The organism is Rathayibacter sp. AY1F3, from assembly GCF_002931975.1.
In the GTDB taxonomy this organism is placed as follows: domain Bacteria; phylum Actinomycetota; class Actinomycetes; order Actinomycetales; family Microbacteriaceae; genus Rathayibacter.
This window is the reverse complement of record NZ_PSVF01000004.1, coordinates 144,962-169,546: the sequence shown is the minus strand read 5'-3', so window position 1 is coordinate 169,546 and position 24,585 is coordinate 144,962. Positions and strand designations below refer to the sequence as shown.

Below are 24,585 nucleotides of genomic sequence, written 5' to 3'. Positions count from 1 at the left end.
GCCGGCCCCTGGAGGCGCCGACCACCGGCCGATCCTAGTTCGTGCGGAGGGTGCCCAGCCAATTGGCCAGCAGCCGGAGCCCGGCGGCCCCCGACTTCTCGGGGTGGAACTGCGTGGCCGAGAGCGGCCCGTTCTCGACCGCGGCGATGAAGGGGCCTCCGTGATCGGCCCAGGTGACCGCGGGACGCGGGAACGGGGGCATCACGTCGAGCGACCACTCGCGGGCGCCGTAGGAGTGCACGAAGTAGAAGCGCTCCTCGGCGATGCCGTCGAAGAGCACCGATCCCTCGGGAGCGGAGACGGTGTTCCAGCCCATGTGCGGGACGACCTCGGCCGGGAGGAGGTCCACCGTCCCCGGCCACTCGCCCAGGCCCTCGCTCTCGACCCCGCGCTCGACGCCGCGCTCGAAGAGCACCTGCATCCCGACGCAGATGCCCAGGACGGGGCGCCCGCCGGCGAGGCGCTTCTCGATGATCTCGCCGCCGCGGGCGCGGGTCAGTGCCGACATCACGGCGTCGAAGGCGCCGACGCCGGGCACGAGGAGGCCGTCCGCCTCCAGCGCCCGCTGCCGGTCCCCCGTCAGCTCGACGTCGGCCCCGGCGAGCTCGAGCGCCTTGACGGCGGAGTGCACGTTCCCCGAGCCGTAGTCGTAGACCACGACGGAGGGGCGGGCCGAGCTCACAGCGCGCCCTTCGTCGACGGCACGCCGGAGACGAGCGGATCGAGGGCCTTGGCCTGACGGAAGGCGCGGGCGAACGCCTTGAACTCCGCTTCGGCGATGTGGTGCGGGTCCCTGCCGCCGAGCACCGTGACGTGCACGGTGAGGCCGGCGTTGAACGCGATCGCCTCGAAGACGTGGCGCACCATCGACCCGGTGAAGTGGCCGCCGATCAGGTGCAGCGCGAAGCCCTCCGGCTCGCCGGTGTGCACGAGGTAGGGGCGCCCCGAGATGTCGACGACCGCCTGCACGAGCGCCTCGTCGAGGGGGACGAGCGCGTCGCCGAAGCGGGAGATCCCGGCCTTGTCGCCGAGCGCCTGACGGATGGCCGTGCCGAGCACGATGCCGATGTCCTCCGCGGTGTGGTGGATGTCGATCTCGATGTCGCCGCGGGCCCGGACGCGCAGGTCCGTGAGCGAGTGCTTCGCGAACGCCGTCAGCAGGTGGTCGAAGAAGGGCACGCCGGTCTCGAGATCGGCGACGCCCGTGCCGTCGAGGTCGAGGGAGAGCTCGATGCTCGACTCGCTGGTGGCACGGCTGAGGGAGGCGGTGCGCCCGGGTGCGGCGCTCGGGGAGGTCATGCCTCCCAGTCTATTCGCGCCGCGTCACCGACCCCGGGCAGACCTCTACTCGCGCGAGAGCGCCACCGCAGGGTCGGCCGACGGTGCGGGGAGGGAGGCGAGCGCCTCGAGGAACGCGGTCGTCTCCTCCTCGGTGCCGGCGCTGACGCGGAGGTGGTTCGGGATGCCGACGTCGCGGATGAGCACGCCGCGGGCGAGCAGGCCCTCGAACACGGCGGCCGGATCCGCGACGCCGCCGAAGAGGACGAAGTTGCTGCCGGTCGTGTACGGGCGGTAGCCGAGGGCGCGCAGTCCGTCGATCATCCGGTCGCGCTGCACGATGATCTCGCCGACCATGGCGAGCATCTCGTCGGCGTGAGCGAGGGCGGCGGTCGCGGCGGCCTGGGTGAGGGCCGACAGGTGGTACGGGAGGCGGACGAGGCGGAGCGCGTCGATCACCGCGGGGTCGGCGGCGAGGTAGCCCAGGCGGACACCGGCGAAGGCGAAGGCCTTGCTCATGGTGCGGGACACGAGCAGGCGCGGTCGCCCGGGGAGGAGGCTCAGCGCGGTGGGCGCGCCCCTGCCGGCGAACTCGGCGTACGCCTCGTCGACGACGACGATGCCGTCGGTCGCGTCGTAGACAGCCTCGATCACGGCGAGGTCGAGCGGCGTCCCGGTCGGGTTGTTCGGAGCGCAGAGGAAGACGATGTCGGGCCGGGCCCGGCGCACCTGCTCCGCGGCGTACTCGGCTCCGATCTCGAACTCCGCCTCGCGCGGAGCGGGGATCCACTCCGTTCCGCTCCCCGACGCGAGGATCGAGTACATCGAATAGGTGGGCGCGAACCCCAGCAGCGAGCGCCCGGGACCGCCGAACGCCTGAAGGACGTGCTGGAGCACCTCGTTCGATCCGTTCGCAGCCCACACGCCGTCCGCGGTGAGCCCGTGACCGAGGTAGCCGGCGAGGTAGTCGCGCAGCTCTCGGAACTCGCGGTCGGGGTACCGGTTGACGGTGCGCAGCGCCTCCGTGACCCGCCCGACGATGTCGGCGATCACGTCGTCCGGGACCGGGTGGGTGTTCTCGTTGACGTTGAGGGCGACGGGCACGACCGCCTGGGGTGCACCGTACGGGTGCCTGCCTCGGAGGTCGTCGCGGAGGGGCAGGTCGTCGAGAGTCGTCACCAGGGAATGGTAGCGAAGCACCCGGCGCGGACGTCCGGGCAGCCCGGCTCAGCGAGCGGTGTCGTACTCGGCCGGGACCGCGAGGCGCTGCCCGGGCTCGACGCCCGCGCTCGAGAGCTGGTTGAGGGAGAGGATGTCGTCGACCACGTCGCGCGGGTCCGCCTGCGGGGCGAGCTCCTCGGCGAGCGACCAGAGCGACTCGCCCGCGTGGACGGTGACGTACTGGAACTCGACCGCAGCGGCGTCGCTCGACGCGACCGCTCCACCGCCGTTGAGCCCGAAGGCGAAGGCGCCCGCCACGATCGGCAGGGCCCCCAGAGCGGCCACCACGGCGCGGCCGCGGCGCGTGAGGCGCAGACGGGTGCGGACGATGCGCGCCTCGCCGAACGCGTTCATCGGCTCGGGAGCGAACGGCAGGACCTCGACGGGCCGAGCCGCGGACGAGCGCTGGAGCGGGCGGGAGGTGAGCTGTGCGGTCATGGGATCGCTCCTTTCAACAGGGATTCGGGGAGGCCCTCGGCCGGGAGGGCCGCCCCGAACGCCTGTACCGAACATATCTTCGAACGACGGAGCGGTCAAGGGACCGTCCGGCTGATCCGCGGGCGGACACGCGCGCGACACACTCGAACGAATGTTCCGGGTCGGGAGTTCCGGCGGATACAGTTTCGAGAGCCTGGTCGTAGTACAGCAGCGACCACCGACATTCCTTGTCGGGTCGCGACCGGGCGGGCGCGCACGCGGCGTGCGCACCGGGAAGAGGGAGCATCGTGAGCGACGCGCAGAGGGCCGGGACCCCGGCCGCCAAGACGAAGGCGGCCGCGGGCCGGCGCCGGAAGAGCCTGAGCGCCAAGCAGCTCGCGATCGTCGACGCGATCCAGCGCTCGGTGTCGAGCCGCGGCTACCCGCCGAGCATGCGCGAGATCGGCGACGCGGTCGGCCTCGCCTCGCTGTCGAGCGTCACCCACCAGCTCAACCAGCTCGAGCTCAGCGGCTACCTGCGCCGTGACCCGAACCGGCCCCGCGCCCTCGAGATCCTCATCGACGTCCCCAGCTCGACGGAGGACGACGGGTCGTTCGAGTCGACCGCGACGGTCGGCGACGCGGCGATGGTCCCCCTCGTCGGCCGGATCGCGGCGGGTGTGCCGATCATGGCCGACCAGCAGATCGACGAGGTGTTCCCGCTTCCCCGGCAGCTCGTCGGCAAGGGCGAGCTCTTCATGCTCAAGGTCGTCGGCGAGTCGATGATCGACGCCGCGATCTGCGACGGCGACTGGGTCGTGGTCCGCTCGCAGCGCACCGCCGAGAACGGCGAGATCGTAGCGGCCATGCTCGACGGCGAGGCCACCGTCAAGGTTCTGCGCCAGCGCGACGGCCACACCTGGCTGCTGCCCCGCAACTCCAACTTCGAGCCGATCCTCGGCGACGAGGCCGAGGTGCTCGGGAAGATCGTGGCGGTCCTCCGCTCGGTCTGACACCGGGAACGCAGGAGGAGGGCCGCCGACACGAGATCGCCGAACCCTCCGGCCGCCGGAGCGGGTCGATGGTGCGGGACGCCGCACCCCCTCCCGGATGCGCCGAGCGCCCGCCTCCCTGACGGGGAGACGGGCGCTCGGGTGGTGGCGATCAGGCCTGGACGGCCGCGCGCGGAACCGCGAACTCGGTGAGCGAGCCCGCCAGATCGGCGTGCACGAGGGCGACCACGTGGGTGCCGCCCTCGACGTACTGCGTCGACAGGATCCGGCCGCTGCGGTGCAGATGCGAGATCACGTCGCCCCGGTCGTACGGCACGAGCAGGTCGATCTCGACGTCCGGCTCGGGCAGGATCTCGGCGATCCGCGCCTCCAGCTCGTCGATGCCCTCGCCGCTGCGCGCCGACACGAAGACCGCGTCGGGAGCGAGACCGCGCAGCACCAGCCGCGTGCCCTCGTCCACCAGATCGGCCTTGTTGAAGGCGATGATCTCGGGGATGCTGCGGGCGCCCACCTCGCCGATCACGTCGCGCACGGTGGCGATCTGCCCGGCCGGATCGGGGTGGGAGGCGTCCACGACGTGGACGATCACATCGGAGTCCGCGACCTCCTCGAGCGTCGACCGGAAGGCCTCGACGAGCTGGTGCGGAAGCGCTCGCACGAAGCCGACCGTGTCGGCGAGCGTGTAGAGGCGCCCGTCCTTCGTCTGGGCCTTGCGAACGGTGGCGTCGAGGGTCGCGAAGAGCGAGTTCTCGACGAGGACGCCCGCGTGCGTCATCCGGTTCAGCAGGCTCGACTTGCCGGCGTTCGTGTACCCCGCGATCGCCACCGAGGGGACGGCGTTGCGCTTGCGGTTCGCGCGCTTGGCCTCGCGGGCGGGCTTCATCGCCGTGATCTGCTTGCGCAGGCGCGCCATGCGGGTGTGGATGCGGCGACGATCGAGCTCGATCTTCGTCTCACCCGGACCGCGCGAGCCCATTCCGGCTCCCGCGCCCACCTGGCCGCCGGCCTGGCGGGACATGGACTCGCCCCAGCCGCGCAGTCGCGGGAGCAGGTACTCGAGCTGCGCGAGCTCGACCTGCGCCTTGCCCTCACGGCTCTTCGCGTGCTGGCTGAAGATGTCGAGGATCACCGCGGTGCGGTCGATCACCTTGACCTTCACCACGTCCTCCAGCGCACGCCGCTGGCTCGGTGCGAGCTCGGTGTCGGCGACGACCGTGTCCGCGCCGAGGGCCGCGACGAGCCCCGCGAGCTCCTGGGCCTTGCCCTTGCCGAGGTAGGTGCTCGGATCGGGGTGCGGGCGGCGCTGGAGCAGGCCGTCGAGGACCGTCGCTCCCGCCGTCTCCGCGAGCGCGGCGAGCTCGTGCAACGAGTTCTCCGCGTCCTCCAGCGAGTTCTGCGAGTACACGCCGATGAGCACGACGTTCTCCAGGCGCAGCTGGCGGTACTCGACCTCCGTGACGTCCTCGAGCTCGGTCGAGAGGCCGGCGACGCGTCGCAGCGCCTGCCGGTCGTCGCGGTCGAACTGCTCGCCGTCGCTGTTCTCGCCCTCGTGGCCGGCGCTCTGCAGCGCCTGGGCTCCACCCGCGACGAAGCGCGAGTACCCTGCCGAACGCGACTGCGCGTTCGCCAGGACCCTCGAGACGACGTCCACGGCCTCGGTCGTGTCGGTCTCGTTCAGGTCTTCCGTCATCCGGATAACACTAACTCCTCAGGTCTTGATAGGTTCACTTCTCATGGCCGCCGAGCACTACTTCTCGAGTACTCCCGACGGCGACCTCCGGCCCCGCAGGATCCAGGCCCGCCTGGCCGGCCGCGACCTCGAGGTCACGACGGCAGGAGGGGTGTTCAGCCCCGGTCACGTCGATCTCGGCACGCGCGTCCTGCTGGACGCGGTGCCCGACGCCCCCGCTGACGGGGACCTGCTGGACCTCGGCTGCGGCTGGGGCCCGATCGCCCTCGCGCTCGCCCTCGCCTCCCCCGACGCCCGGGTGTGGGCGGTCGACGTCAACCAGCGGGCGCTCGAGCTGGTCCGTCGCAACTGCGAGGAACTCGGCGTCCTCAATGTCAACGCCGTGCTGCCCGAGGATGTTCCCGACGACGTCCGCTTCCGCACGGTGTGGTCGAACCCGCCGATCCGCATCGGCAAGGAGGAGCTGCACCTCCTGCTCAAGCGCTGGCTGCCGCGGCTCGAGGAGGGCGCGGACGCCTGGCTCGTCGTGCAGCGCAACCTCGGCTCAGACTCGCTCCAGACCTGGCTGGGCGCCGCGTTCGCCGGGCGGCTCGACGTGGAGCGCGTCTCCTCGGCGAAGGGCTTCCGCGTGCTCCGGACGACCCGCCGGGCCTGACCTGGTCCTCAGTCGATCCGGATCGTCCCGGTGAAGACGAGGTCGGCCGGGCCGGAGAGCCCGACGTGCTCGCCCTCCTCCGCCGCGAACATCGTCACGCCGAGCGTGCCGCCCGGGACCTCCACGCGCCAGGCCTGCGGAGCGCGCGCTCCCGCCCAGTAGCGCACCGCCAGTGCCGCCGCCGCGGCACCCGTGCCGCAGCTCAGGGTCTCGCCGCTGCCGCGCTCGTGCACGCGCATCCGGATCCGCCCGATCCCGTCGTGGACCAGGGGCTCGCCGGGAACCACGAACTCGACGTTCGCGCCGTCCTCGGGCTCCGGGTCGAGCTGCGGGATGTAGGAGAGGTCGGCGGAGTCGAGCTCCTCGTCGTTGCTGAGGGCGACGACCACGTGCGGATTGCCGAGGTCGATCCCGAGACCGGGGCGCGCGACCTTGAGCTCCTTCGCCCGCACCAGGGGCTCGCCGCCCGCCAGCTCCCAGCGGCCGAGGTCGACCTGGAACCCGGCACCGCTGCGGGTGACGTCGCGGACGCCGGCGCGGGTGCCGATCGGCAGGGTGTCGCCGGGCTCGAGCGCCGCGAGGCCGCCCGCGAGCAGGAACGCGGCGTAGACGCGGATGCCGTTGCCGCACATCTCGGCGATCGAGCCGTCGGCGTTGCGGTAGTCCATGAACCACTCCGCCTCGCTCTCCTCGGCCAGAGCCGCGGCGCCCTCCGGGATCGCGCGGGAGCGGACGGCACGGATGACGCCGTCGGCGCCGACGCCGAAGTGGCGGTCGCAGATCATCGCGATCTGCGCGGGCGAGAGGTCGACCTCACCGTCCGGGTCGCTGAAGAGCACGAAGTCGTTGCCGGTGCCCTGGCCCTTGGTGAAGTGCAGCTCGATCGTCATGGCGCACAGCCTAGCGAGGAGCGGGAGCGGCGGCCTGGGCGGCGGCGTGCGCCCGCGACACCAGGTCCGGCGCGTCGTACGGGAGCCGGTGAGCGCCGGCGTAGCGCCGGAACCAGCTGTTCTGCCGACGTGCGTAGCGGCGCGTGAGCGCCTGCGTCGCCGCGATCGCCTCCTCCTCGCGGAGGACGCCGGCACGCTGGGCGAGCGCCTGGGCGTACCCGATGGCCCGCCCGGCTGTGACGCCGCGCTCCAGGCCGAGGGGGACGAGCCGCTCGACCTCGTCGAGCATCCCGGCCGCCCACATCCGCTCCACCCGCCGGTCGAGGCGCTGCACCAGCTCCTCCCGCGGAGCCTCGAGGAACAGGATCGAGGCGGGGCGCCACCGAACCGGCTCGTCGGACATCAGCGCGCTGTGCGTGCTCCCGCCGGTGAGCTCCGCGATCTCGAGCGCGCGGACGATGCGCCGGGCGTTGTGCGGACCGATCCGCTCGGCCACTCCGGCGTCGATCCGGCGCAACCGCTCGACGAGGGCGCCCAGGCCCTCCCGCTCGGCGGTCTCCTCGAGCCGGCGCCGGACGGCCGGGTCGGTGCCCGCGAACGAGAACTCGAAGACGACGCTGGAGACGTACAGACCGGAGCCCCCGACGAGGATCGGCGTCGCCCCGCGCGCCAGCACACTCTCGATCACGCGCCGCGCCTCGCTCTGGTAGCGGGCGACCGACGCCTCCTCCGTCACGTCGAGGACGTCGAGCAGGTGGTGCGGGACGCCCCGACGCTCGTCGGCGGGCAGCTTCGCGGTGCCGATGTCCATCCCGCGGTAGAGCTGCATCGCGTCGGCGTTCACGATCTCAGCGGCGCCGCCGTCCTGCCGGATCGCCTCGGCGAGCTCGAGCGAGAGGTCGGACTTGCCCGTGCCGGTCGCGCCGACGACCGCGATGAGCTCCGGCGCGGTATCGGGGGCTCCGGTCTCAGCGCTCGCCATCGAGGGCGTCGTAGATCGGCGTCGTCAGCGTGCCGGCGTCGCGCACGCGCAGCGACGGCAGGCCCAGCGAGACCCGGGGCGCCCCGCTCGCGCCCGGGGCGGCCGGAACTCCGCAGGACCCGGTCTGCGCCCGGTCCCAGGCGTCGCCCGCGCGGGTGCGGCGGATGCGGAGCGGCGCGCCGTCGGGTGAATCCGCCAGGAGGTAGAAGGGGGCGGCACGGGTGACCCGGACGGAGACCACGTCTCCGGGACGCGGCTGCTCGGAGCCCTCGGGCACGTCGAAGTGCACCAGACGGCTGTCCTCGGCGCGTCCGCTCAGCCGGTGCGTCTCCGTGTCGCGGCGGCCCTCGCCGGTCGCGACGAGGACCTCGACCTCTCGGCCGACGACTGCGCGGTTCTCCTGCTCGCTGATCGCGTCCTGCAGGGCGACGAGCCGCTCGTAACGCTCCTGGACGACCGCCTTGGGGATCTGGTCGGGCAGCGTCGCGGCCGGGGTGCCGGGCCGGATGGAGTACTGGAAGGTGAAGGCGGAGGCGAAGCGGGCCGCCTCGACCACGCGCAGGGTCTCCTGGAAGTCGGCCTCCGTCTCGCCGGGGAAGCCCACGATGATGTCGGTGCTGATCGCCGCGTGCGGGATGCGATCGCGCACCCGGTCGAGGATCCCGAGGAACTTCTCGGAGCGGTAGGAGCGGCGCATCGCTTTGAGGACGCGGTCGGAGCCGGACTGGAGCGGCATGTGCAGCTGCGGCATCACCACCGGCGTCTCGGCCATGGCGTCGATCACGTCGTCGGTGAAGGCCGCGGGATGGGGGCTCGTGAAGCGGATCCGCTCGAGCCCGTCGATGGTGCCCGCCGCGCGGAGCAGCTTCGAGAACGCCTGGCGGTCGCCGAACTCGACGCCGTAGGAGTTCACGTTCTGGCCGAGAAGGGTGACCTCGATCGCGCCGTCGTCCACGAGCGCCTGGATCTCGGCGAGCACGTCGCCGGGACGCCGGTCCTTCTCCTTGCCGCGGAGCGAGGGGACGATGCAGAAGGTGCAGGTGTTGTTGCAGCCGACCGAGATCGAGACCCAGCCGCTGTAGGTCGAGTCGCGCTTCGTGGGGAGCGTGGAGGGGAAGACATCGAGCGACTCGAGGATCTCGAGCTGCGCCTCGTCGTTGTGGCGGGCGCGCTCGAGCAGGCTCGGGAGGGCGCCCATGTTGTGCGTGCCGAAGACGACGTCGACCCACGGGGCGCGGTCGAGGATGACGTTCTTGTCCTTCTGCGCGAGGCAGCCGCCGACCGCGATCTGCATCCCCTCGTGGCGGCGCTTCACCGACGCGAGGTGGCCGAGGTTGCCGTAGAGCTTGTTGTCGGCGTTCTCGCGCACCGCGCAGGTGTTGATGACGACGACGTCGGCCTCGGCTCCATCGGCGGACACGTAGCCCGCCGCCTCGAGCGAACCGCTCAGCCGCTCGGAGTCGTGCACGTTCATCTGGCACCCGAACGTACGGACCTCGTAGGTCCTCGGCCGGGTCTCGGCGACGGGCGACGGGGCGGTACCGAGCGTGCTCATGGTGTGGGATTCTACGCTCCGGTCGGACCGCTCCCGGGCCGCCGTGTCAGCGGAAGCGGACGCTCGACCCCGGCTTGCGGATCGTCTCGCGGACGACGCGCTGCACGAGTCCGCCGGCGTAGCCGCGGCGCGCGAGGAACCCCGTGAGCCGGCGCTCGGCGACCTCGTCGGAGAGCGAGCGCAGGCTCGGTAGGCGCTTGCGCGCGAGCTCGAGCGCCGTGCGGTACTCGTCGTCGCCGTCCAGCTCATCGAGCGCTGACGCGATCGCCTCGGGGTCGATCTTCCGCGCGCGCAGCTCCTGTTGGATGGAGGAGCGGCCGAGCTTCTTGCGGTCGCGGAGCGAGACGACCAGCTGCTCCGCCATGCGGAGGTCGTCGAGGTAGCCGAAGCGCGTGAAGCGCTCGAGGATCTCGAGGGCGTCCTTCTCGGCGACGCCCTCCGTGTAGAGGCGCGCCTCGACCTCGGCGACCGAGAGGCTCTTGCGGGAGAGCCCCCGTACGATCCGATCCGCGACCTGCTCGGGATCGATCTCCTCCGGGATCGCGACCGCGTCGTCGTCGTCCTCGTCGTCCGCTTTCTCGACGAACGCCGGCGCGCGCCGGGCGACGTGAGCCGAGAGCTCGGCGATCCGCTCGGAGGCCGGAGACGCGGCGCCGCCGAGGGCGGAGCCTCCCGACTCTCCTGCGACCGTCCGGGGAGCACTGGTACTCGGCGTCCCGGCTCCGGACGGCTCCGGAAGCGACCCGGCCCCGTCGGCGTCCGGCGCCGCCGGAGCCCAGCCCTCGTCGCCCGCCGCACCCCGGTCGACCCAGGGCAGGAAGGCCACGGGGCGGCCCTTCGCCCCCTCCGCGGCCTTCTCCGCCACGGGCTAGGCGCCCTTGCGCACGGGCTGCTTGGTCTCGATCGCGACCGGCGCGGCCTCGACGGCCGCGTTCGGGTCGACGATCACGCCGAGCTTGACCAGGATGCGCTTCTCGATCTCGGCGGCCACATCGGGGTTGTCGATGAGGAACTGGCGCGCCTTCTCCTTGCCCTGGCCGAGCTGGTCGCCGTCGTAGGTGTACCAGGCGCCCGACTTGCGGACGATCTCGTGCTCGACACCGAAGTCGATCAGGCTGCCCTCGCGGGAGATGCCGACGCCGTAGAGGATGTCGAACTCGGCCTGCTTGAAGGGCGGGGCCATCTTGTTCTTCACGACCTTGACGCGGGTGCGGTTGCCGACCGCGTCGGTGCCGTCCTTCAGCGTCTCGATGCGGCGGATGTCGAGGCGGACCGACGCGTAGAACTTGAGCGCCTTGCCGCCCGCCGTGGTCTCGGGGCTTCCGAAGAAGACGCCGATCTTCTCGCGCAGCTGGTTGATGAAGATCATCGTGGTGTTCGTGGTGTTCAGTCCGCCGGTCAGCTTGCGCAGCGCCTGGGACATGAGGCGGGCCTGCAGGCCGACGTGGGAGTCGCCCATCTCGCCCTCGATCTCGGCACGCGGCACGAGGGCCGCGACGGAGTCGATCACGATGAGGTCGATCGAGCCCGAGCGCACGAGCATGTCGGCGATCTCGAGCGCCTGCTCTCCGGTGTCGGGCTGCGACACGAGGAGGGAGTCGATGTCGACGCCGAGCTTCTTGGCGTACTCGGGGTCGAGCGCGTGCTCCGCGTCGATGAAGGCGGCGATGCCGCCGTTGCGCTGCGCGTTCGCGATCGCGTGCAGCGTGAGGGTGGTCTTTCCGGAGGACTCGGGGCCGTAGATCTCGACGATGCGGCCGCGGGGGAGCCCGCCGATCCCGAGCGCGACGTCGAGCGCGATCGAACCGGTCTGGATCACCTCGACGGGAGCGCGGTCGTCGCTTCCGAGGCGCATGACGGCGCCCTTGCCGAACTGGCGATCGATCTGGGCGAGTGCGGTCTCGAGGGACTTCTCGCGGTCGGAGGAACTGGGCATGGCCGTCTCGCTCTCGTGTTCGTGGTGGTGTCGCCTACAGGCTGTCGCGACATGCCGGTGGCTGTCGGAGTGACAGTGCCGGCCGGCTGCGACAAGGCGGTGAAGCAGGTCCGTTCAGGTGTCTCCGACGGTACGCCCGACCACCGACATCGGGGCCGAGCGAGAGCGACTCCGTGGAGACGGGGCCGTTCCTGCTTCTGTGGAGGAGCCTAGTCCCGTTCGAACACGGATTCGAGCACGAGCCGTCGGCGTGTCGAACACGGCTTCGGCGACGGGAGCGTCAGCGGTGGCGCTTCCGCGGATCCACGCCGTGCCACCGGGCCTCCGGGACGTCGTTGGCGCGGCAGAGGGCGAGCCAGACCTCGCGCGGCTCCGCTCCGTCCGCGAGGGCGCGCTCGGCGGTGCGGCCCCCGAGCTCGGTCAGCACGAGGTCCGAGACCAGGACACGGGCATAGGCGCCGCCGAACTCGTCGTCCACCAGCTGCCGGAACTCGCTCAAGCGCATGCGTCCACGGTAGCCGCTGCCCGGAGGCCGCACTCCCCCGGGAACGCCGAAGGGCGCCCGGCCGGAGCCTGGGCGCCCTTCGCGTGGAACGGGTGCGGTGAGTGGAGGGGACGGGGGCCGACTACTGCGTGACGAGGTCCGCGTCGAAGCCGGCGACCATGTCGGCCGGAATGGTGTCGGGGATGGTGTCGATGCCCTCGATGACGGCGAGACGATCGCCGACCTCGCGCATGATCACCGAGATGGGGGTGTCGAGGGCGTCGGCGACAGAGGCGAGGATCTCCGAGGAGGCCTCCTTCTGACCGCGTTCGACCTCGCTCAGGTAGCCGAGCGCAACGCTCGCCTTGCTCGCCACCTGACGGAGCGTACGACCTTTCTGCAGGCGAAAGTCCCTGAGGACATCGCCGATCTCCTGACGAACTAGAACCACTGGACCCTCCTTCTCCACGTCAACCGCATGTCGTGCACCTGCACCGCGAGCACGAGCGCCGGAGATTCCGGAGCGGGTGATCGGGGGGCTGGGACGAGAGAACCGGATAGCTGTTCACTACCCGGTTCGTATGGTGTCGACTCTAATACCGGATGACTGGACTTTGCGTGTGAGCGACACCAGTTGTAACCGGGCCGCAATGCGGCGCATTCCGATTCCCGGAGGGCCCTCGCTGGGTATCCGCCTCATGCGCCGCGGGAGATCAGCTCCGCGCCGAGGGCGAGAGCCGCGTCGACCGAGGCGGCGCGGATCGCGGCGCGGTCGCCGTCGAACCGGTGCTCACGGACGAGCTCGTCCTCGCCGAGTACGGCCGCCACGAAGACGGTGCCGACGACCGCATCCCCCTGCGGATCCGGACCGGCGACCCCCGTCGTCGCCAGGCCGAGCGTCGGACGCCCGTCGGCTGCGAGCCGCGAGGACGCTCCGCGCGCCATCTGCACGGCGACTCCGGGATCGACGGGCCCCCGCTCGCCGAGGACGCGCGCGTCGACCCCGAGGAGCCGGTCCTTGAGGTCGGTGGCATAGCTCACCACTCCCCCGCGGTACACGGCGGAGGCGCCGGGCACCTCCACGAGGGCGGAGCTGAGCGCGCCGCCGGTGAGCGACTCCGCGACGGCGAGGTCGACACCCCGCCGCCGGAGCTCGGCGATCAGCTGCGCGGCCGTCACCGCGTCGACCGGGCGGCCCGGCTCTGGCGGGCGGCGTCGGCGAGGTAGTCGATCCCGGTGGCGACCGTGAGCACCACCGCGGCCGTCATCGTGATCCCGTTCAGCCAGTGGACCCACTCGCCGAGGACGGCCCAGAGCGGCAGCAGAGCGAGGGAGATCGCGATCGACTGCACGATCGTCTTGAGCTTGCCGCCCCGTGACGCCGGGATCACCCGGTCCGAGAGCACGGCCATCCGGAAGACGGTGATGCCGATCTCGCGCACGAGGATGACGATCGTCACCCACCACGGCAGCTCCGCGAGGATCGAGAGCCCGACGAGCGCCGCGCCGGTGAGCACCTTGTCGGCGATCGGATCCAGGAGCTTGCCGAGATCGGTCACGAGGCCCCGGCTCCGGGCGATGTGCCCGTCGATGCCGTCCGTGGCGATAGCGACGATGAAGAGGAGCGCCGCGGCGATCCGGATCCCGCCGTCCTGCCCCCCGTCGGCCAGCAGGAGCCAGAAGAAGACGGGCGCCAGCAGGATCCGGACGACCGTGATCGCGTTCGGCAGGTTCCAGTTGCCCGACGCGGCCGGAGCCGGTGCGGTGGGGTGGGTCATCGTGCTCCGCCGTTCCTCGCAGTGCGGGCGACCGGGACGGTCACTCGCGTCCCGTCAGCGTCCAGGCGTCCTCGCCGGACCCCTCGTCGTCGTCGTGGTAGTCGGTGGCGGCGGGCCCCGTCGGCTCGGCCAGCGGATCCGCGTACGGGTCCGGGGCGACCGAGGACGGCGCGGCCGGCCCCTCACCCGGGTCCTCGCCGCGCATCCGCGCGAGGACGCCCGGCAGCTGCTCGGCGGTGACCAGCACGTCGCGGGCCTTCGACCCCTCGGAGGGGCCGACGACCTCGCGCGACTCGAGCAGGTCCATCAGCCGGCCGGCCTTGGCGAAGCCGACGCGGAGCTTGCGCTGCAGCATCGAGGTCGAGCCGAACTGCGTGCTGACGACGAGCTCGGCCGCCGCGACCAGCAGCTCGAGGTCGTCCCCGATGTCGGAGTCGATCTCCTTGCGCTGCGCCTGCACGGTGATGTCCTGGCGGTACTCGGGCTGCGCCTGACGGGTGACGTGCTCGACGACCTTCGCGATCTCGTCCTCGCGGACCCAGGCGCCCTGGACGCGCATCGGCTTGTTGGTGCCCATGGGGAGGAAGAGGCCGTCGCCCTGCCCGATGAGCTTGTCGGCTCCCGGCTGGTCGAGGATGACCCGCGAGTCCGTCACGCTGGTCACCGCGAAGGCGAGGCGGCTGGGCACGTTCGCCTTGATGAGGCCGGTCACCACGTCGACGCTCGGCCGCTGCGTGGCCAGCACGAGGTGGATGCCCGAGGCGCGCGCGAGCTGGGTGATGCGCACGATCGAGTCCTCGACGTCGCGCGGGGCGACCATCATCAGGTCGGCGAGCTCGTCGACCACCACGAGGAGGTACGGGTACGGCTTGAGGACGCGGCTGCTGCCCGCGGGGAGCTTGATCTCGTCCGCGCGGACGGCCGCGTTGAAGTCGTCGATGTGGCGGAACCCGAACGACGCGAGGTCGTCGTAGCGCATGTCCATCTCCTTCACGACCCACTGCAGCGCCTCGGCGGCCTTCTTGGGGTTCGTGATGATCGGAGTGATCAGGTGCGGCACTCCGCCGTAGATGGTGAGCTCCACGCGCTTGGGGTCGATCAGGACCATGCGCACGTCCTGCGGGCGCGCGCGCATGAGCAGGCTCGTGATCATCGAGTTGACGAAGCTGGACTTGCCGGAGCCGGTGGAGCCGGCGACCAGGAGGTGCGGCATCTTGGCGAGGTTCGCCACGACGTAGCCGCCCTCGACGTCCTTGCCGACGCCGATGGTCATCGGGTGCGTGGACGTCGTCGAGGCCGGCGAGCGGAGGACGTCGCCCAGCGAGACGATCTCGCGGTCCGTGTTGGGGATCTCGACGCCGATCGCGCTCTTGCCCGGGATCGGGGAGAGGATCCGGACCTCGTTGCTGGCGACGGCGTAGGAGAGGTTCTTGCTGAGCGCGGTGACGCGCTCGACCTTGACGCCGGGGCCGAGCTCGATCTCGTAGCGGGTGACGGTCGGGCCGCGGGAGAAGCCGGTGACCGTCGCGTCCACGTTGAACTGCTGCAGCACCTCGGTGATGGCGCGGACCATCTCATCGTTGGCCGCCGAGCGCGCCTTGGAGGGCGTGCCCGTCGAGAGGGCGGCCGCCGAGGGGAGGCGGTACGGCGCGTCGTCCTCGAACGAGGAGTCGAAGCCGGTAGTCGGATCCTCCTCGGCGAGGGGCGCGATCGGGCCGGTCTCGATGACGGGCGGGATCGGGACGGCGGGCGCCACATCGAGGCGGTCGAGCCGGATGACCTCGGTCGCGTCGTCGTCGACCACGCCGGTCGCGCCGCGGGGAGCGCCCGTCTGCTCGAAGCGGGCGAGCGCCGCCTCGGCGGTCTCGGCCTCGGCCAGCACCTCGGTGGCGTAGGAGCGGCTCGGCGGGTGGGCCTCGTCGTCGCGCTCCTCGAGCGCGGTGTCGAAGCCCTTCGCGCGGCCGCGGGCGGGAGCGGTGCCCTCGAGCACCTCGGTGAAGGAGTCGATCGGGAGCTCGGTCTGCACGGTCGGCTCGTCCTCGCGTCCGGACTCGGTGCGCCGCCACCAGGGCAGCTCTCCGCCGTCCTGCTGCGCGTCCTCCTCCTGCTCGGCCTCCGCCTTCGCCGCGGCCTTGGCGGCGGCCCGCTCGGCCTTGAGGCGGGCGCGCTCCTCGTCGTCGAGCACCGGGGCGCCGAAGAGGTAGCCGTAGAGCTCCCGCGAGCGCGCGCCGATGCGGTTCGGCGGGGTCTTGGTGATGATGAACAGCGACAGCAGGATCACGAGCGACAGCAGCACGGTCGCGCCGGGGACGGTGGCGATCGCCGCGAGCGGAGCGCCTACCAGCCAGCCGAGGACGCCTCCCGCTGCCGCCATGGTCTCGATGCCCTGGCCGGGCTGCGGCAGGCCGAGGTGCGCGTGGCAGATGCCGGCGGAGGCGACGAGCAGCGTGATGACGCCCACGCCGATCCGTCCGTTGTCGTCGACGGACCGGGGGTGCCGGAAGAGCCAGAGGGAGAAGAGGAGCAGGACGACCGGCAGCACGTAGGCGACACGGCCGAAGAAGCCGCCGAAGCTCCACGCGTCGAGCACCAGGGCGACCGGGTCGGTCGCGAGGAACCACTCGACGACCGCGCCCGCGACGGCCAGCAGCAGCAGGAGGAAGGGGACGCCGTCGCGGCGCTCCTCCTTCGCCAGCCGCTCGGGACCGAGGGCGCGCGCGGCGCCGCCCGCGAGGTGGGCCAGCGCCATCCAGAGCCGCACCGCGGGGTTGGTGCGCGGGGCGGACTCGAAGGCCACCGTCTTCGTCTCGGCAGCCGCCTTGCCCGAGCCCCGGCCGGATCGCGGCGCGCCGGAGCGCGGAGTCGCGCTGCCGCGCCCGCGCGAGGTCGTCTTGGTACTGGTCGCCATGAGGCCACCGTACCCGCCGCCCCCGTCAGGGCCGGTGACCCGCGCCGCGACGGCCGGCGCCGATCGGCCGCCGGCCGGGAGGCTCAGGCCTCGATGACGAGCGGCACGATCATGGGCCGGCGGCGGTAGGAGGTGTTGACCCAGCGGCCGACGACGCGACGAACGGCCTGCGAGAGCGCGTGCTGATCGCTCGCCCCGTTCCGCACCGCCTCCTCGAGCGCGGCCGCGATCCGCGGCTTGACCTCGTCGAAGACGCTGTCGTCCTCCGCGAAGCCCTTCGCGTGGATCTCGGGGCCGACGACGATCCGCCCCGTGCCCGCCTCCACCACCACGATGATCGAGATGAAGCCCTCCTCGCCGAGGATCCGCCGGTCCTTGAGGTCGGCGTCCGTGATCTCGCCCACCGACGATCCGTCGACGTAGACGAACCCCAGGTCGAGCCGTCCGACGACGGTCGCCCTGCCGTCGAGCAGGTCGATCACGGTGCCGTCCTCGGCGATGATCGTGTTCTCCTCCGCGATCCCGGTCTCGCGCGCGAGCTGCGCGTTCGCGACCAGGTGCCGGTACTCGCCGTGCACCGGCATCACGTTCAGCGGCTTGAGGATGTTGTAGCAGTAGAGGAGCTCGCCGGCCGCGGCGTGCCCGGACACGTGCACCTTCGCGTTGCCCTTGTGCACGACGGTCGCTCCGAGCCGGGTGAGCCCGTTGATGACCCGGTACACCGCGTTCTCGTTGCCGGGGATGAGGCTGGAGGCGAGGATCACGGTGTCGCCCTCCCCCGGCTCGATCTGGTGATCGAGGTTGGCCATCCGGCTGAGGACGGCCATCGGCTCGCCCTGCGACCCGGTGGACATGTAGACGATCCTGTCCTCGGGGACGTCGCCCGACTTCTTCATGTCGACCAGGACTCCCGGAGGGACGTGCAGGTAGCCGAGATCCGCGGCGATGCGCATGTTGCGGACCATGGAGCGGCCGAGCAGCGCCACGCGGCGGCCCGTGGCGTGAGCCGCGTCGAGCACCTGCTGCACCCGGTGCACGTGGCTGGAGAAGCTCGCGACGATGACGCGGCGGGTCGCCCTGGCCATGACGCTCTCGATGACCGGGCCGATGTCGCGCTCGCTCGGCGTGAAGCCGGGGACGTCGGCGTTGGTGGAGTCGACCATGAACAGGTCGACTCCCTCCTCGCCGAGGCGGGCGAAGGCGCGCAGGTCGGTGATCCGGCCGTCGAGCGGCAGCTGGTCCATCTTGAAGTCGCCGGTGTGCAGCACCGAGCCCGCGTCGGTGACGATCGACACGGCCAGCGCGTCCGGGATCGAGTGGTTCACGGCGACGAACTCGAGCTCGAAGGGCCCGAGGTTCTCGACGTCGCCCTCCTTCACCGTGAGCGTGTACGGCGTGATCCGGTGCTCCTTGAGCTTCGCCTCGACGAGGGCGAGCGTGAGGGTGGAGCCGATCAGCGGGATGTCGCGCTTCAGCCGGAGCAGGTAGGGGACGGCGCCGATGTGGTCCTCGTGGCCGTGGGTGAGGACCACTCCGACGATGTCGTCGAGCCGGTCACGGATGGGCGTGAAGTCCGGGAGGATCAGGTCGACGCCCGGCTGGTCCTCCTCCGGGAAGAGCACGCCGCAGTCGACGACCAGGAGCCTGCCGTCGATCTCGAAGACGGTCATGTTGCGGCCGATCTCGCCGAGGCCGCCGAGGGGGATGATCCGGAGCGTTCCCGGAGCGAGCGGGGCGGGGATGATCACGGGACCGGGCATGCGCCCTCCTTCTCCAGCGGTGCTTTCTCGGGACGTGCCGCTCGGGCTCAGCGGGTGGTGCCGGCGACCTTCGGGAGGGCGCCGCCGGCCGCGGCGTTGCGGTCGGGCCGGAAGTTGCGGAAGTCGACGCCCGGGATGTCGCGGACCAGGCCGAGCTCGTCCTCGATCAGCGCCGCCTCCGACTCCTCCGGGCCGACCAGGGGCAGCCGCACGCGCGGCGAGGAGATGCGGCCGAGGCCGTGCAGGATGTACTTCGCGGCGACGGTCCCGGGGACGTGCGTCATCACGGCGCGCACGAGCGGCTCGAGCTGCTGGTGCGCGCGGGTGGCCGCGTGGAGGTCGCCCGCGTTCACGGCGTCGACGATCGTGCGGTACGGCGCGGCGGCGATGTTCGCGGTGACGCCGATGAGCCCCGTGGCGCCGATGGCGAGCTCGGGCAGCACGTTCGCGTCGTCGCCGCAGAAGTACATCAGGTCGGTCTGGTTGAGCACGCGGCTGACCTCGGAGAGATCTCCCTTCGCGTCCTTCACGGCCAGGATGTTCGGGTGCTTGGCCGCCCGCAGGATCGTCTCGTAGCGGATCGGCACGCCGGTGCGGCCGGGGATGTCGTAGAGGATCACCGGCAGGTCCGTCGCATCCGCGATCATCCGGAAGTGGGTGAGCACGCCCGCCTGCGTGGGCTTGTTGTAGTACGGGGTGACGATCATGTTGCCGTCGGCGCCGGCCTTCTCGCTCTGACGGGCGAGCTGCATGGCGTGGGCGGTCTCGTTCGAGCCGCCTCCCGTGATGATCTTCGCGCGGCCCCCGGCGACCGAGCGGCCGACCTCGACGAGGCGGATCTTCTCCGGGTCGGTCAGGGTGCTGGTCTCGCCCGTGGTCCCGGTGACCACGATGCCGTCCGCGCCCGCTGCGATGCAGTCGTCGATGTGCTTCTCGACACCGGGCCAGTCGACCTCGCCGTCGGCGGTGAACGGGGTGACCAGGGCGACCAGGACCTGGCCGAAGGGATTCTCCGGAGTTGACACGCTGCCAGGGTAGCGGGTCGCCGCCGCGCCGCCGGGAGGAGCTTCCCGGAGCCGCCCGCGCGGACGGCAGCAGGCGATCGGGCGGGACGGCCCGCTCGTCCTCGCCGGGCGGCGGGCTACGGGGCGACGCGGCCGTTCGCTGTGAAGGCGGCGGCCGTGAGGGGCATCAGCTCCTGGAAGTGCGTCTCCATCTGCTCGGCCGCCATCTCGATCTCGCGCTGCGGGAAGGAGGGGAACGTCGAGTCCTCGCGCTTGGTGCGCAGGGAGAGGAAGTTCATCAGCGAGCGGGCGTTGAGCGTGACGTACATCGACGAGTAGATGTTCAGCGGGAGGACGATCCGGGCGACCTCGCGGGCGACGCCCTCGCCGAGCATCCGCCGGTACGACTCGTAGGCCTGCGTGCTGACGCGGCGCGTCTCCTCGGCGACGAGCTCGGCCTGCTCGGGGGTGCCGGGCTCGAAGGAGTAGGCGCCGGGCTTGCCGACCTGCACGAGGTTGCGCCGGGGGCCGGGCACGTAGAAGACCGGACGGAGCTCGCGGTAGCGGCCCGACTCCTCGTTGTAGGAGGCGATGCGGTGCCGCATGAACTCGCGGAAGACGAAGATCGGCGCCTGCACGTAGAAGGTCATCGAGTTGTGCTCGAACGGCGAGCCGTGGCGGTCGCGCATGAGGTAGTTGATCAGGCCGCGGTCGCGCTTGCGCTGCAGCTCGGCGTCGGACTCCTCGCCGTCGAGCGCCTCGGCGAGCGTCTTCTCGCCCTGGGTCGAGACGCGGGCCGCGAACAGCACGTCGGAGTCGTGGGCGCTCGCGCGGACCAGCTCGACGACGACATCGCTGCGGAAGACGGGACTGCTCGGGTCTGCGCTGAGGCTGCTCTGTTCGGTCACGGATCGAACCTAGACCACGCTCCGACCGCGGCCGTCGTCACATCCCGAAACAGTCGTCCGCGCAGCGCCCGCGCCGACCTACGCTTCCCGGATGGAGCCCGTGACGATCCTCGCCGCACTGCTCGGCCTCGTCGTGCTGGGCGTCGTCCTCGGGGCTGTCCATCGGGCCCGCTCCGGGCGCGTCGCGAGCGCCCCCTCGCGCCAGGACCCCGCGATCGACCCCGGCGAGCTCGTCCCCGGCGCAGTGCTCGGGACCCGGGCCACAGTCGTGCAGTTCTCGACCGACGTCTGCACGCGGTGCCCTGCAGTGCGACGGATGCTCGGGGAGCTCGCCCAGCAGCGGCCCGGGCTGGCGCACCTCGACGTCGATCTGACGCACCGCCCCGACCTCGCGGCGCGCTTCCGCGTCCGGCAGACGCCCACGCTCCTCCTGCTCGATCGAGACGGAGTGCCGCGCAGCCGCGTCGGCGGCGCTCCGACCCGGGCCGCCCTGACCATCGAGCTCGACCGACTCCAGGAGACACGATGAGCACCCGCTCCCCCTCCACCACCGGCGCCACTCCCCCGTCCGGCACCGTCGATCCCCGCGGCCCGAGGGTCGCCGCCGGAGTCACCGCCGCACTCCTCCTCACGGCCGTGGGCCTCGGGCTCGCGGCCGCGGCCCGGGCCGACCTCGACGGCCGGCTCTCCCAGCCCGGCTTCCTCCTGCTGCTCGCGCTCGCCGCCCTCTTCGCCTGGTCGGCCGCGCGCGGCGTCGGCTCCGGCCCCTGGGCGGTGCTGTTCCGCCGGGTGGTCCGGCCGCACCTGGCACCGCCGCGCGAGTGGGAGGACGCCCGCCCGCCGCGCTTCGCCCAGCTGATCGGCCTGGTGGTGACCGGCGCCGGCGTCCTCCTGCACGTCGCCGGCGTCCCGGGATCGGTTCCGGTCGCCGCGGCCGTCGCCTTCCTCGCCGCCTTCCTCAACGCCGTGTTCGGCCTCTGCCTGGGCTGCGAGCTCTACCTCGTGCTCGCGCGGGCCGGCCTGGTCGGGCGCTCGGCCGGCTCCCGGGCGTGAGGCTCTAGGCTGGGTCCGCTTCGCGGGCGGCCCGCGACCGGCTCCGGGAGGCACCATGAGCGACTCATCCGCACGGCACTCCGACCACGACGGGACCACGGACTCCGGCTCGCCGTGGCGCGCCGCGCGCACGCCGGGCGAGCACGTGTCGACGCCGTCCGAGCTGCCCTCGGCCCGGCCGGACGCGTCCGCTCCCCGGCTCCGCGTCCTGATCTCGGGCGCCAGCGGGATGATCGGCTCCGAGCTGATCCGCCAGCTGCGCGCCGAGGGGCACGAGATCCTGCGCCTGGTGCGCCACGCGCCGTCGAGCCCGGACGAGTTCCACTGGGCGCCCACCTCGCACATGCTCGACTTCAGCGTGCTCGACCGCGTCGACGCCGTGATCAACCTCTCCGGCGCCTCGATCAGCCGCCTGCCGTGGACCGCGTCCTACAAGCGGGAGATCCTCGACTCGCGGATCCAGTCCACGCAGACCCTCACCGACGCGATGCGGATGTCCTCGACCCCGCCGACGACGCTGATCAACGCCTCCGCGGTCGGCTACTACGGAGACCGCCCGGGCGAGGAGCTCACCGAGCAGTCCTCGCGCGGCGACGGATTCCTCGCCGACGTCGTCGACCGCTGGGAGAAGGCCGCCCACCTCGCGCCCGAGGCCACGCGGGTGGTCACCGCTCGCACCGGGCTCGTCCTCGGCGACGGCGGCGCGCTCAAGCCGCTCCTGCCCCTGACGAAGCTCGGCCTCAGCGGACCCCTCGGCAGCGGCAACCAGGCCTGGCCCTGGATCAGCCTCTACGACGAGGCCGCGGCGATCCGCCACCTGCTCACGTCCTCGCTCTCGGGCCCGGTGAACCTCGCCGGACCGGTGCCGGCGACCGCGAACGACGTGATGCGCACCCTCGCCGAGCAGCTGCACCGCCCGTTCAAGCTGGCCGTCCCCGAGAAGATCATCGAGCTCGCGCTGCGCGACGCCGGGCACGAGCTCCTGCTCTCGAGCCAGCGCCTGGTCCCCCAGCGGCTGCTCGACGACGGCTTCGAGTTCCGCCACCGCACGGTCGGCGAGGCGCTGGAGTGGGTGCTCGCCTGATCCGGTGAGCGGTCGTCGCCCGGAGAGCCGCGCTCGGGTCGCGGCCGAGCGGTCAGGCCGGAGCCTCGTGCTCCAGCGCGATGGCCCGGCGGATGGCGCCTCGGGCGCGCTTGCGGTCGCCGCTGGCGTCGTAGGCGAGGCCGAGGCGGTACCAGGCGCGCCAGCTCCCGGGCTGCGCGTCGACCTCCTCCGCGTACTGCGGGAACAGCGCGTCCGCCTCCTCCCGGAGCGGACGCCCGCTGGCCCGCGAGTCGAGGACCTCCTGCGGCAGCGCGTTCTCGCCCTCCAGCCGACGGGCCAGCTTCTCGGCGCGGAGCCCGAACAGCAGCTCGCGCACGAGCCCCCAGACGCCGACGGCGCCGAGGATCAGCAGGCCGACGCCCATCACGATGCCGGGCACCGTCGCCGCGGCGAAGGCGACGACGGAGTACTGCAGGCAGACGAACAGGTAGAGGGCGAGCAGGACCGCCATCAGGACGACGCCGACGCGGGTCCTCACGGGGTGCTCGTCGCTGCGGCGGCCTGGCCGGACGGAGCCCGGTCGATGACGGGCTGCTCGTCGACCGGCCGCTCGGCGAGAGGCGCGGCGTCGAAGGCGGCGCGCAGGTCGATCAGCGCGTCGAGGCCCACCACCACGCCCGTGGTCGTCCGGACCGCGTCGAGAGCGCGCAGGACGCCCTGCTCGTAGGAGGCCTGCGAGGTTGTGTCGTGCCGGATGGTGACCGTCTCGCCGGTGCCGCCGAAGACGACCTCCTGGCGCGCCTCCACTCCGGGCAGGCGGAGGCTGTGGACCGGGACGCTCGCAACCTGCTGGCCGCGGGCCCGCTGGTCGGTGTGCGGAGCCTGCACCGGACCGAGCTCGGCCCGGGCGCGCAGCAGCAGCTCGGCCGTGCGGACCGCGGTCCCGGAGGGCGAGTCGACCTTGCGGGCGCCGTGGGTCTCGACGATCTCGGCGGCGTCGAAGAAGCGCGCGGCCACGGTGGCCAGTGCGGTAGCGAGCACCGAGCCCAGCGAGAAGTTGGGGATGATCACGACGCCGGCCTCGGGCTGCTCGGCGACGCTGCGCCGGAGGGCCGCGATCCGGTCGCCGGTCCAGCCGGAGGTGCCCACGAGCACCTTCCTCCCGTTGGCCACGGCGAAGTCGACGATCTGCTGACTGACGGCCGGCACGGTCATGTCGACGACGACGTCGGCCGCGAGCATCTCGGCGGGATCGCTCCGCGAGCCGAGCCGCGCGACGAGCGAGAACTCGCTCGACGCCTCGATGAGCGAGCAGGTGAACGAGCCGAGTCGGCCGGACGCGCCGACCACGGCGACGGAGGTAGTCACCGACTCAGCGTAGCCCGCGGCTCAGTACGGCTGGGCCTCGGGCAGGCCGGTGCGCAGCTCCACGGGCAGGTGCGAGAGGTCGTTGTGCACGACGAGCACCGGCGGCTTGCGGGAGCGGACGCGGATGATCGTCAGCCCGCAGTTGGCCTGGTTGAGGCCCAGCCACCGCCAGTCGGGAGCGTCGAACACGTGGCGGACGAACCAGCCGATCACGAAGTTGTGGGTGATGAGGAGGTCGTGGCGGTCCTCGCGCGACGGCGCCAGGAACTCGGCCACCGCGTCCTGCATCTGCGCGTGCCCCGCCTCGATCTCGGCCGCGGTGACGCTGCCGAAGAAGGGCTCGAACGCCTTGGGCATGTCCGGGGTCGGCCCCGAGGGGATGCAGTCGAACAGCAGCGAGGACGGCTGGAGCGGCAGGCTCGGCAGGAGCGTCTGGAAGCGCGCGGCCGTCTCCTCGGCCCGGCGCAGCGGCGAGTGCCACGCTCCGGTGAAGGGGACTCCGCCGAGCCGCTCGGCGATGAGCCTCGCCTGGCGCTCGCCACGGGCCGAGAGCGGGCCGTCCGGCATGCCGTGCTCGGCGTCCTGCTGCTCGCCGTGGCGGACGAGGTAGATGTAGTGGGACACGGGGTCCTCCCTGGTG

General features: G+C 72.1%; 26 protein-coding genes. 5 read left to right on the top strand and 21 right to left on the bottom strand.

Translation table 11 applies throughout. The features are described 5' to 3' along the window. Nucleotides 1-34: 34 nt before the first annotated feature. From hisH to C5C39_RS04590, 4 genes are read right to left on the bottom strand one after another with little or no spacing between them, the layout of a single operon-like run. On the bottom strand, nucleotides 35-682 hold the full coding sequence (gene hisH, locus C5C39_RS04605; protein ID WP_104224485.1) for an imidazole glycerol phosphate synthase subunit HisH: 648 nt from the start codon (nucleotides 680-682) through the stop codon (nucleotides 35-37). Then, nucleotides 679-1,299 (bottom strand): imidazoleglycerol-phosphate dehydratase HisB, encoded by a 621-nt coding sequence (hisB, locus tag C5C39_RS04600; protein WP_104224484.1) that lies wholly within the window; start codon nucleotides 1,297-1,299, stop codon nucleotides 679-681. The genes hisH and hisB overlap by 4 nt, the downstream gene beginning before the upstream one ends. A 45-nt stretch (nucleotides 1,300-1,344) precedes the next feature. Beyond that, complete coding sequence (locus tag C5C39_RS04595; protein ID WP_181136313.1) at nucleotides 1,345-2,457, bottom strand: histidinol-phosphate transaminase; 1,113 nt, start codon at nucleotides 2,455-2,457, stop codon at nucleotides 1,345-1,347. Between the two features lie 48 nt (nucleotides 2,458-2,505). Then, on the bottom strand, nucleotides 2,506-2,937 hold the full coding sequence (locus tag C5C39_RS04590; protein ID WP_308471207.1) for a LysM peptidoglycan-binding domain-containing protein: 432 nt from the start codon (nucleotides 2,935-2,937) through the stop codon (nucleotides 2,506-2,508). A 287-nt stretch (nucleotides 2,938-3,224) separates the two neighbouring features. Here C5C39_RS04590 and lexA point away from each other — a divergent pair, with 287 nt between their 5' ends. Next, on the top strand, nucleotides 3,225-3,929 hold the full coding sequence (gene lexA, locus C5C39_RS04585; RefSeq protein WP_104352775.1) for a transcriptional repressor LexA: 705 nt from the start codon (nucleotides 3,225-3,227) through the stop codon (nucleotides 3,927-3,929). A gap of 151 nt (nucleotides 3,930-4,080) precedes the next feature. Here lexA and hflX read toward each other — a convergent pair whose 3' ends face one another. Continuing rightward, a complete protein-coding gene (gene hflX, locus C5C39_RS04580; RefSeq protein WP_104224481.1) occupies nucleotides 4,081-5,619 on the bottom strand; it encodes a GTPase HflX in 1,539 nt (512 codons plus the stop codon). A 43-nt stretch (nucleotides 5,620-5,662) separates the two neighbouring features. Between hflX and C5C39_RS04575 the strand changes: the two genes are divergently transcribed. Then, nucleotides 5,663-6,274 (top strand): class I SAM-dependent methyltransferase, encoded by a 612-nt coding sequence (locus C5C39_RS04575; protein ID WP_104352774.1) that lies wholly within the window; start codon nucleotides 5,663-5,665, stop codon nucleotides 6,272-6,274. Nucleotides 6,275-6,282: 8 nt separating this feature from the next. Here the strand turns inward: C5C39_RS04575 and dapF are convergent, their stop codons facing one another. From dapF to thyX, 13 genes are all read right to left on the bottom strand, one after another. After that, nucleotides 6,283-7,164: a diaminopimelate epimerase gene (gene dapF / locus C5C39_RS04570; RefSeq protein ID WP_104226308.1), complete on the bottom strand. Its 882-nt coding sequence runs from the start codon at nucleotides 7,162-7,164 to the stop codon at nucleotides 6,283-6,285. Nucleotides 7,165-7,174: 10 nt separating this feature from the next. After that, complete coding sequence (gene miaA, locus C5C39_RS04565; RefSeq protein ID WP_104233272.1) at nucleotides 7,175-8,146, bottom strand: tRNA (adenosine(37)-N6)-dimethylallyltransferase MiaA; 972 nt, start codon at nucleotides 8,144-8,146, stop codon at nucleotides 7,175-7,177. Beyond that, nucleotides 8,133-9,701, bottom strand: coding sequence for a tRNA (N6-isopentenyl adenosine(37)-C2)-methylthiotransferase MiaB (gene miaB, locus C5C39_RS04560; protein WP_104352773.1), 1,569 nt, complete (start codon nucleotides 9,699-9,701; stop codon nucleotides 8,133-8,135). The genes miaA and miaB overlap by 14 nt, the downstream gene beginning before the upstream one ends. Nucleotides 9,702-9,747: 46 nt before the next feature. Beyond that, nucleotides 9,748-10,527 (bottom strand): regulatory protein RecX, encoded by a 780-nt coding sequence (locus C5C39_RS04555; RefSeq protein ID WP_181136312.1) that lies wholly within the window; start codon nucleotides 10,525-10,527, stop codon nucleotides 9,748-9,750. A gap of 42 nt (nucleotides 10,528-10,569) precedes the next feature. Then, nucleotides 10,570-11,637 carry a recombinase RecA gene (gene recA, locus C5C39_RS04550; RefSeq protein ID WP_104224475.1) on the bottom strand — a complete coding sequence of 356 codons (1,068 nt, stop codon included), beginning with the start codon at nucleotides 11,635-11,637 and terminating at the stop codon, nucleotides 10,570-10,572. A gap of 280 nt (nucleotides 11,638-11,917) precedes the next feature. Further along, nucleotides 11,918-12,142: a DUF3046 domain-containing protein gene (locus C5C39_RS04545; protein ID WP_104224474.1), complete on the bottom strand. Its 225-nt coding sequence runs from the start codon at nucleotides 12,140-12,142 to the stop codon at nucleotides 11,918-11,920. 121 nt (nucleotides 12,143-12,263) lie between these two features. Continuing rightward, nucleotides 12,264-12,572, bottom strand: a complete 309-nt coding sequence (locus tag C5C39_RS04540; RefSeq protein WP_068207524.1) for a helix-turn-helix domain-containing protein — start codon at nucleotides 12,570-12,572, stop codon at nucleotides 12,264-12,266. Between the two features lie 245 nt (nucleotides 12,573-12,817). Continuing rightward, a complete protein-coding gene (locus C5C39_RS04535; protein WP_104352771.1) occupies nucleotides 12,818-13,300 on the bottom strand; it encodes a CinA family protein in 483 nt (160 codons plus the stop codon). Beyond that, a complete protein-coding gene (gene pgsA / locus C5C39_RS04530; RefSeq protein WP_104226303.1) occupies nucleotides 13,297-13,899 on the bottom strand; it encodes a CDP-diacylglycerol--glycerol-3-phosphate 3-phosphatidyltransferase in 603 nt (200 codons plus the stop codon). The genes C5C39_RS04535 and pgsA overlap by 4 nt, the downstream gene beginning before the upstream one ends. A gap of 40 nt (nucleotides 13,900-13,939) precedes the next feature. Beyond that, nucleotides 13,940-16,807 carry a DNA translocase FtsK gene (locus C5C39_RS04525; protein WP_104352770.1) on the bottom strand — a complete coding sequence of 956 codons (2,868 nt, stop codon included), beginning with the start codon at nucleotides 16,805-16,807 and terminating at the stop codon, nucleotides 13,940-13,942. Between the two features lie 83 nt (nucleotides 16,808-16,890). Further along, a complete protein-coding gene (locus tag C5C39_RS04520; protein WP_104224470.1) occupies nucleotides 16,891-18,567 on the bottom strand; it encodes a ribonuclease J in 1,677 nt (558 codons plus the stop codon). Between the two features lie 47 nt (nucleotides 18,568-18,614). Further along, nucleotides 18,615-19,592, bottom strand: coding sequence for a 4-hydroxy-tetrahydrodipicolinate synthase (gene dapA, locus C5C39_RS04515; protein WP_104224469.1), 978 nt, complete (start codon nucleotides 19,590-19,592; stop codon nucleotides 18,615-18,617). A gap of 116 nt (nucleotides 19,593-19,708) precedes the next feature. Then, the gene (thyX, locus tag C5C39_RS04510) at nucleotides 19,709-20,479 is read right to left on the bottom strand and encodes an FAD-dependent thymidylate synthase (RefSeq protein WP_104224468.1); all 771 of its coding nucleotides are present in this window, start codon (nucleotides 20,477-20,479) and stop codon (nucleotides 19,709-19,711) included. 91 nt (nucleotides 20,480-20,570) lie between these two features. Here thyX and C5C39_RS04505 point away from each other — a divergent pair, with 91 nt between their 5' ends. Genes C5C39_RS04505 through C5C39_RS04495 form a run of 3 tightly spaced genes read left to right on the top strand, consistent with a single transcriptional unit; the run spans nucleotide 20,571 to nucleotide 22,616 of the window. Continuing rightward, a complete protein-coding gene (locus tag C5C39_RS04505; RefSeq protein WP_104352769.1) occupies nucleotides 20,571-21,008 on the top strand; it encodes a thioredoxin family protein in 438 nt (145 codons plus the stop codon). Next, nucleotides 21,005-21,532, top strand: coding sequence for a DUF4395 domain-containing protein (locus tag C5C39_RS04500; RefSeq protein ID WP_104233265.1), 528 nt, complete (start codon nucleotides 21,005-21,007; stop codon nucleotides 21,530-21,532). Before C5C39_RS04505 ends, C5C39_RS04500 begins: the two co-directional genes overlap by 4 nt. A 55-nt stretch (nucleotides 21,533-21,587) precedes the next feature. Then, entirely contained in the window at nucleotides 21,588-22,616 is a 1,029-nt protein-coding gene (locus C5C39_RS04495; protein WP_104352768.1) for a TIGR01777 family oxidoreductase, read from the top strand. Nucleotides 22,617-22,668: 52 nt separating this feature from the next. On the opposite strand, the gene C5C39_RS04490 is transcribed toward C5C39_RS04495, so the two are convergent. From C5C39_RS04490 to C5C39_RS04480, 3 genes are read right to left on the bottom strand one after another with little or no spacing between them, the layout of a single operon-like run. Next, nucleotides 22,669-23,115: a tetratricopeptide repeat protein gene (locus C5C39_RS04490; protein ID WP_104233263.1), complete on the bottom strand. Its 447-nt coding sequence runs from the start codon at nucleotides 23,113-23,115 to the stop codon at nucleotides 22,669-22,671. Then, complete coding sequence (gene dapB, locus C5C39_RS04485; protein WP_104233262.1) at nucleotides 23,112-23,945, bottom strand: 4-hydroxy-tetrahydrodipicolinate reductase; 834 nt, start codon at nucleotides 23,943-23,945, stop codon at nucleotides 23,112-23,114. The genes C5C39_RS04490 and dapB overlap by 4 nt, the downstream gene beginning before the upstream one ends. Nucleotides 23,946-23,966: 21 nt before the next feature. After that, nucleotides 23,967-24,569, bottom strand: a complete 603-nt coding sequence (locus C5C39_RS04480) for a histidine phosphatase family protein (protein ID WP_104224462.1) — start codon at nucleotides 24,567-24,569, stop codon at nucleotides 23,967-23,969. Nucleotides 24,570-24,585: the final 16 nt, after the last annotated feature.

Bases quoted from the DNA above. Each gene is read 5' to 3' on its own strand.
- hisB (WP_104224484.1), bottom strand. From the start codon at position 1,299: ATGACCTCCCCGAGCGCCGCACCCGGGCGCACCGCCTCCCTCAGCCGT.
- C5C39_RS04590 (WP_308471207.1), bottom strand. From the start codon at position 2,937: ATGACCGCACAGCTCACCTCCCGCCCGCTCCAGCGCTCGTCCGCGGCT.
- hflX (WP_104224481.1), bottom strand. From the start codon at position 5,619: ATGACGGAAGACCTGAACGAGACCGACACGACCGAGGCCGTGGACGTC.
- C5C39_RS04575 (WP_104352774.1), top strand. From the start codon at position 5,663: ATGGCCGCCGAGCACTACTTCTCGAGTACTCCCGACGGCGACCTCCGG.
- dapF (WP_104226308.1), bottom strand. From the start codon at position 7,164: ATGACGATCGAGCTGCACTTCACCAAGGGCCAGGGCACCGGCAACGAC.
- miaA (WP_104233272.1), bottom strand. From the start codon at position 8,146: ATGGCGAGCGCTGAGACCGGAGCCCCCGATACCGCGCCGGAGCTCATC.
- miaB (WP_104352773.1), bottom strand. From the start codon at position 9,701: ATGAGCACGCTCGGTACCGCCCCGTCGCCCGTCGCCGAGACCCGGCCG.
- recA (WP_104224475.1), bottom strand. From the start codon at position 11,637: ATGCCCAGTTCCTCCGACCGCGAGAAGTCCCTCGAGACCGCACTCGCC.
- C5C39_RS04545 (WP_104224474.1), bottom strand. From the start codon at position 12,142: ATGCGCTTGAGCGAGTTCCGGCAGCTGGTGGACGACGAGTTCGGCGGC.
- pgsA (WP_104226303.1), bottom strand. From the start codon at position 13,899: ATGACCCACCCCACCGCACCGGCTCCGGCCGCGTCGGGCAACTGGAAC.
- C5C39_RS04525 (WP_104352770.1), bottom strand. From the start codon at position 16,807: ATGGCGACCAGTACCAAGACGACCTCGCGCGGGCGCGGCAGCGCGACT.
- C5C39_RS04520 (WP_104224470.1), bottom strand. From the start codon at position 18,567: ATGCCCGGTCCCGTGATCATCCCCGCCCCGCTCGCTCCGGGAACGCTC.
- C5C39_RS04505 (WP_104352769.1), top strand. From the start codon at position 20,571: ATGGAGCCCGTGACGATCCTCGCCGCACTGCTCGGCCTCGTCGTGCTG.
- C5C39_RS04500 (WP_104233265.1), top strand. From the start codon at position 21,005: ATGAGCACCCGCTCCCCCTCCACCACCGGCGCCACTCCCCCGTCCGGC.
- C5C39_RS04495 (WP_104352768.1), top strand. From the start codon at position 21,588: ATGAGCGACTCATCCGCACGGCACTCCGACCACGACGGGACCACGGAC.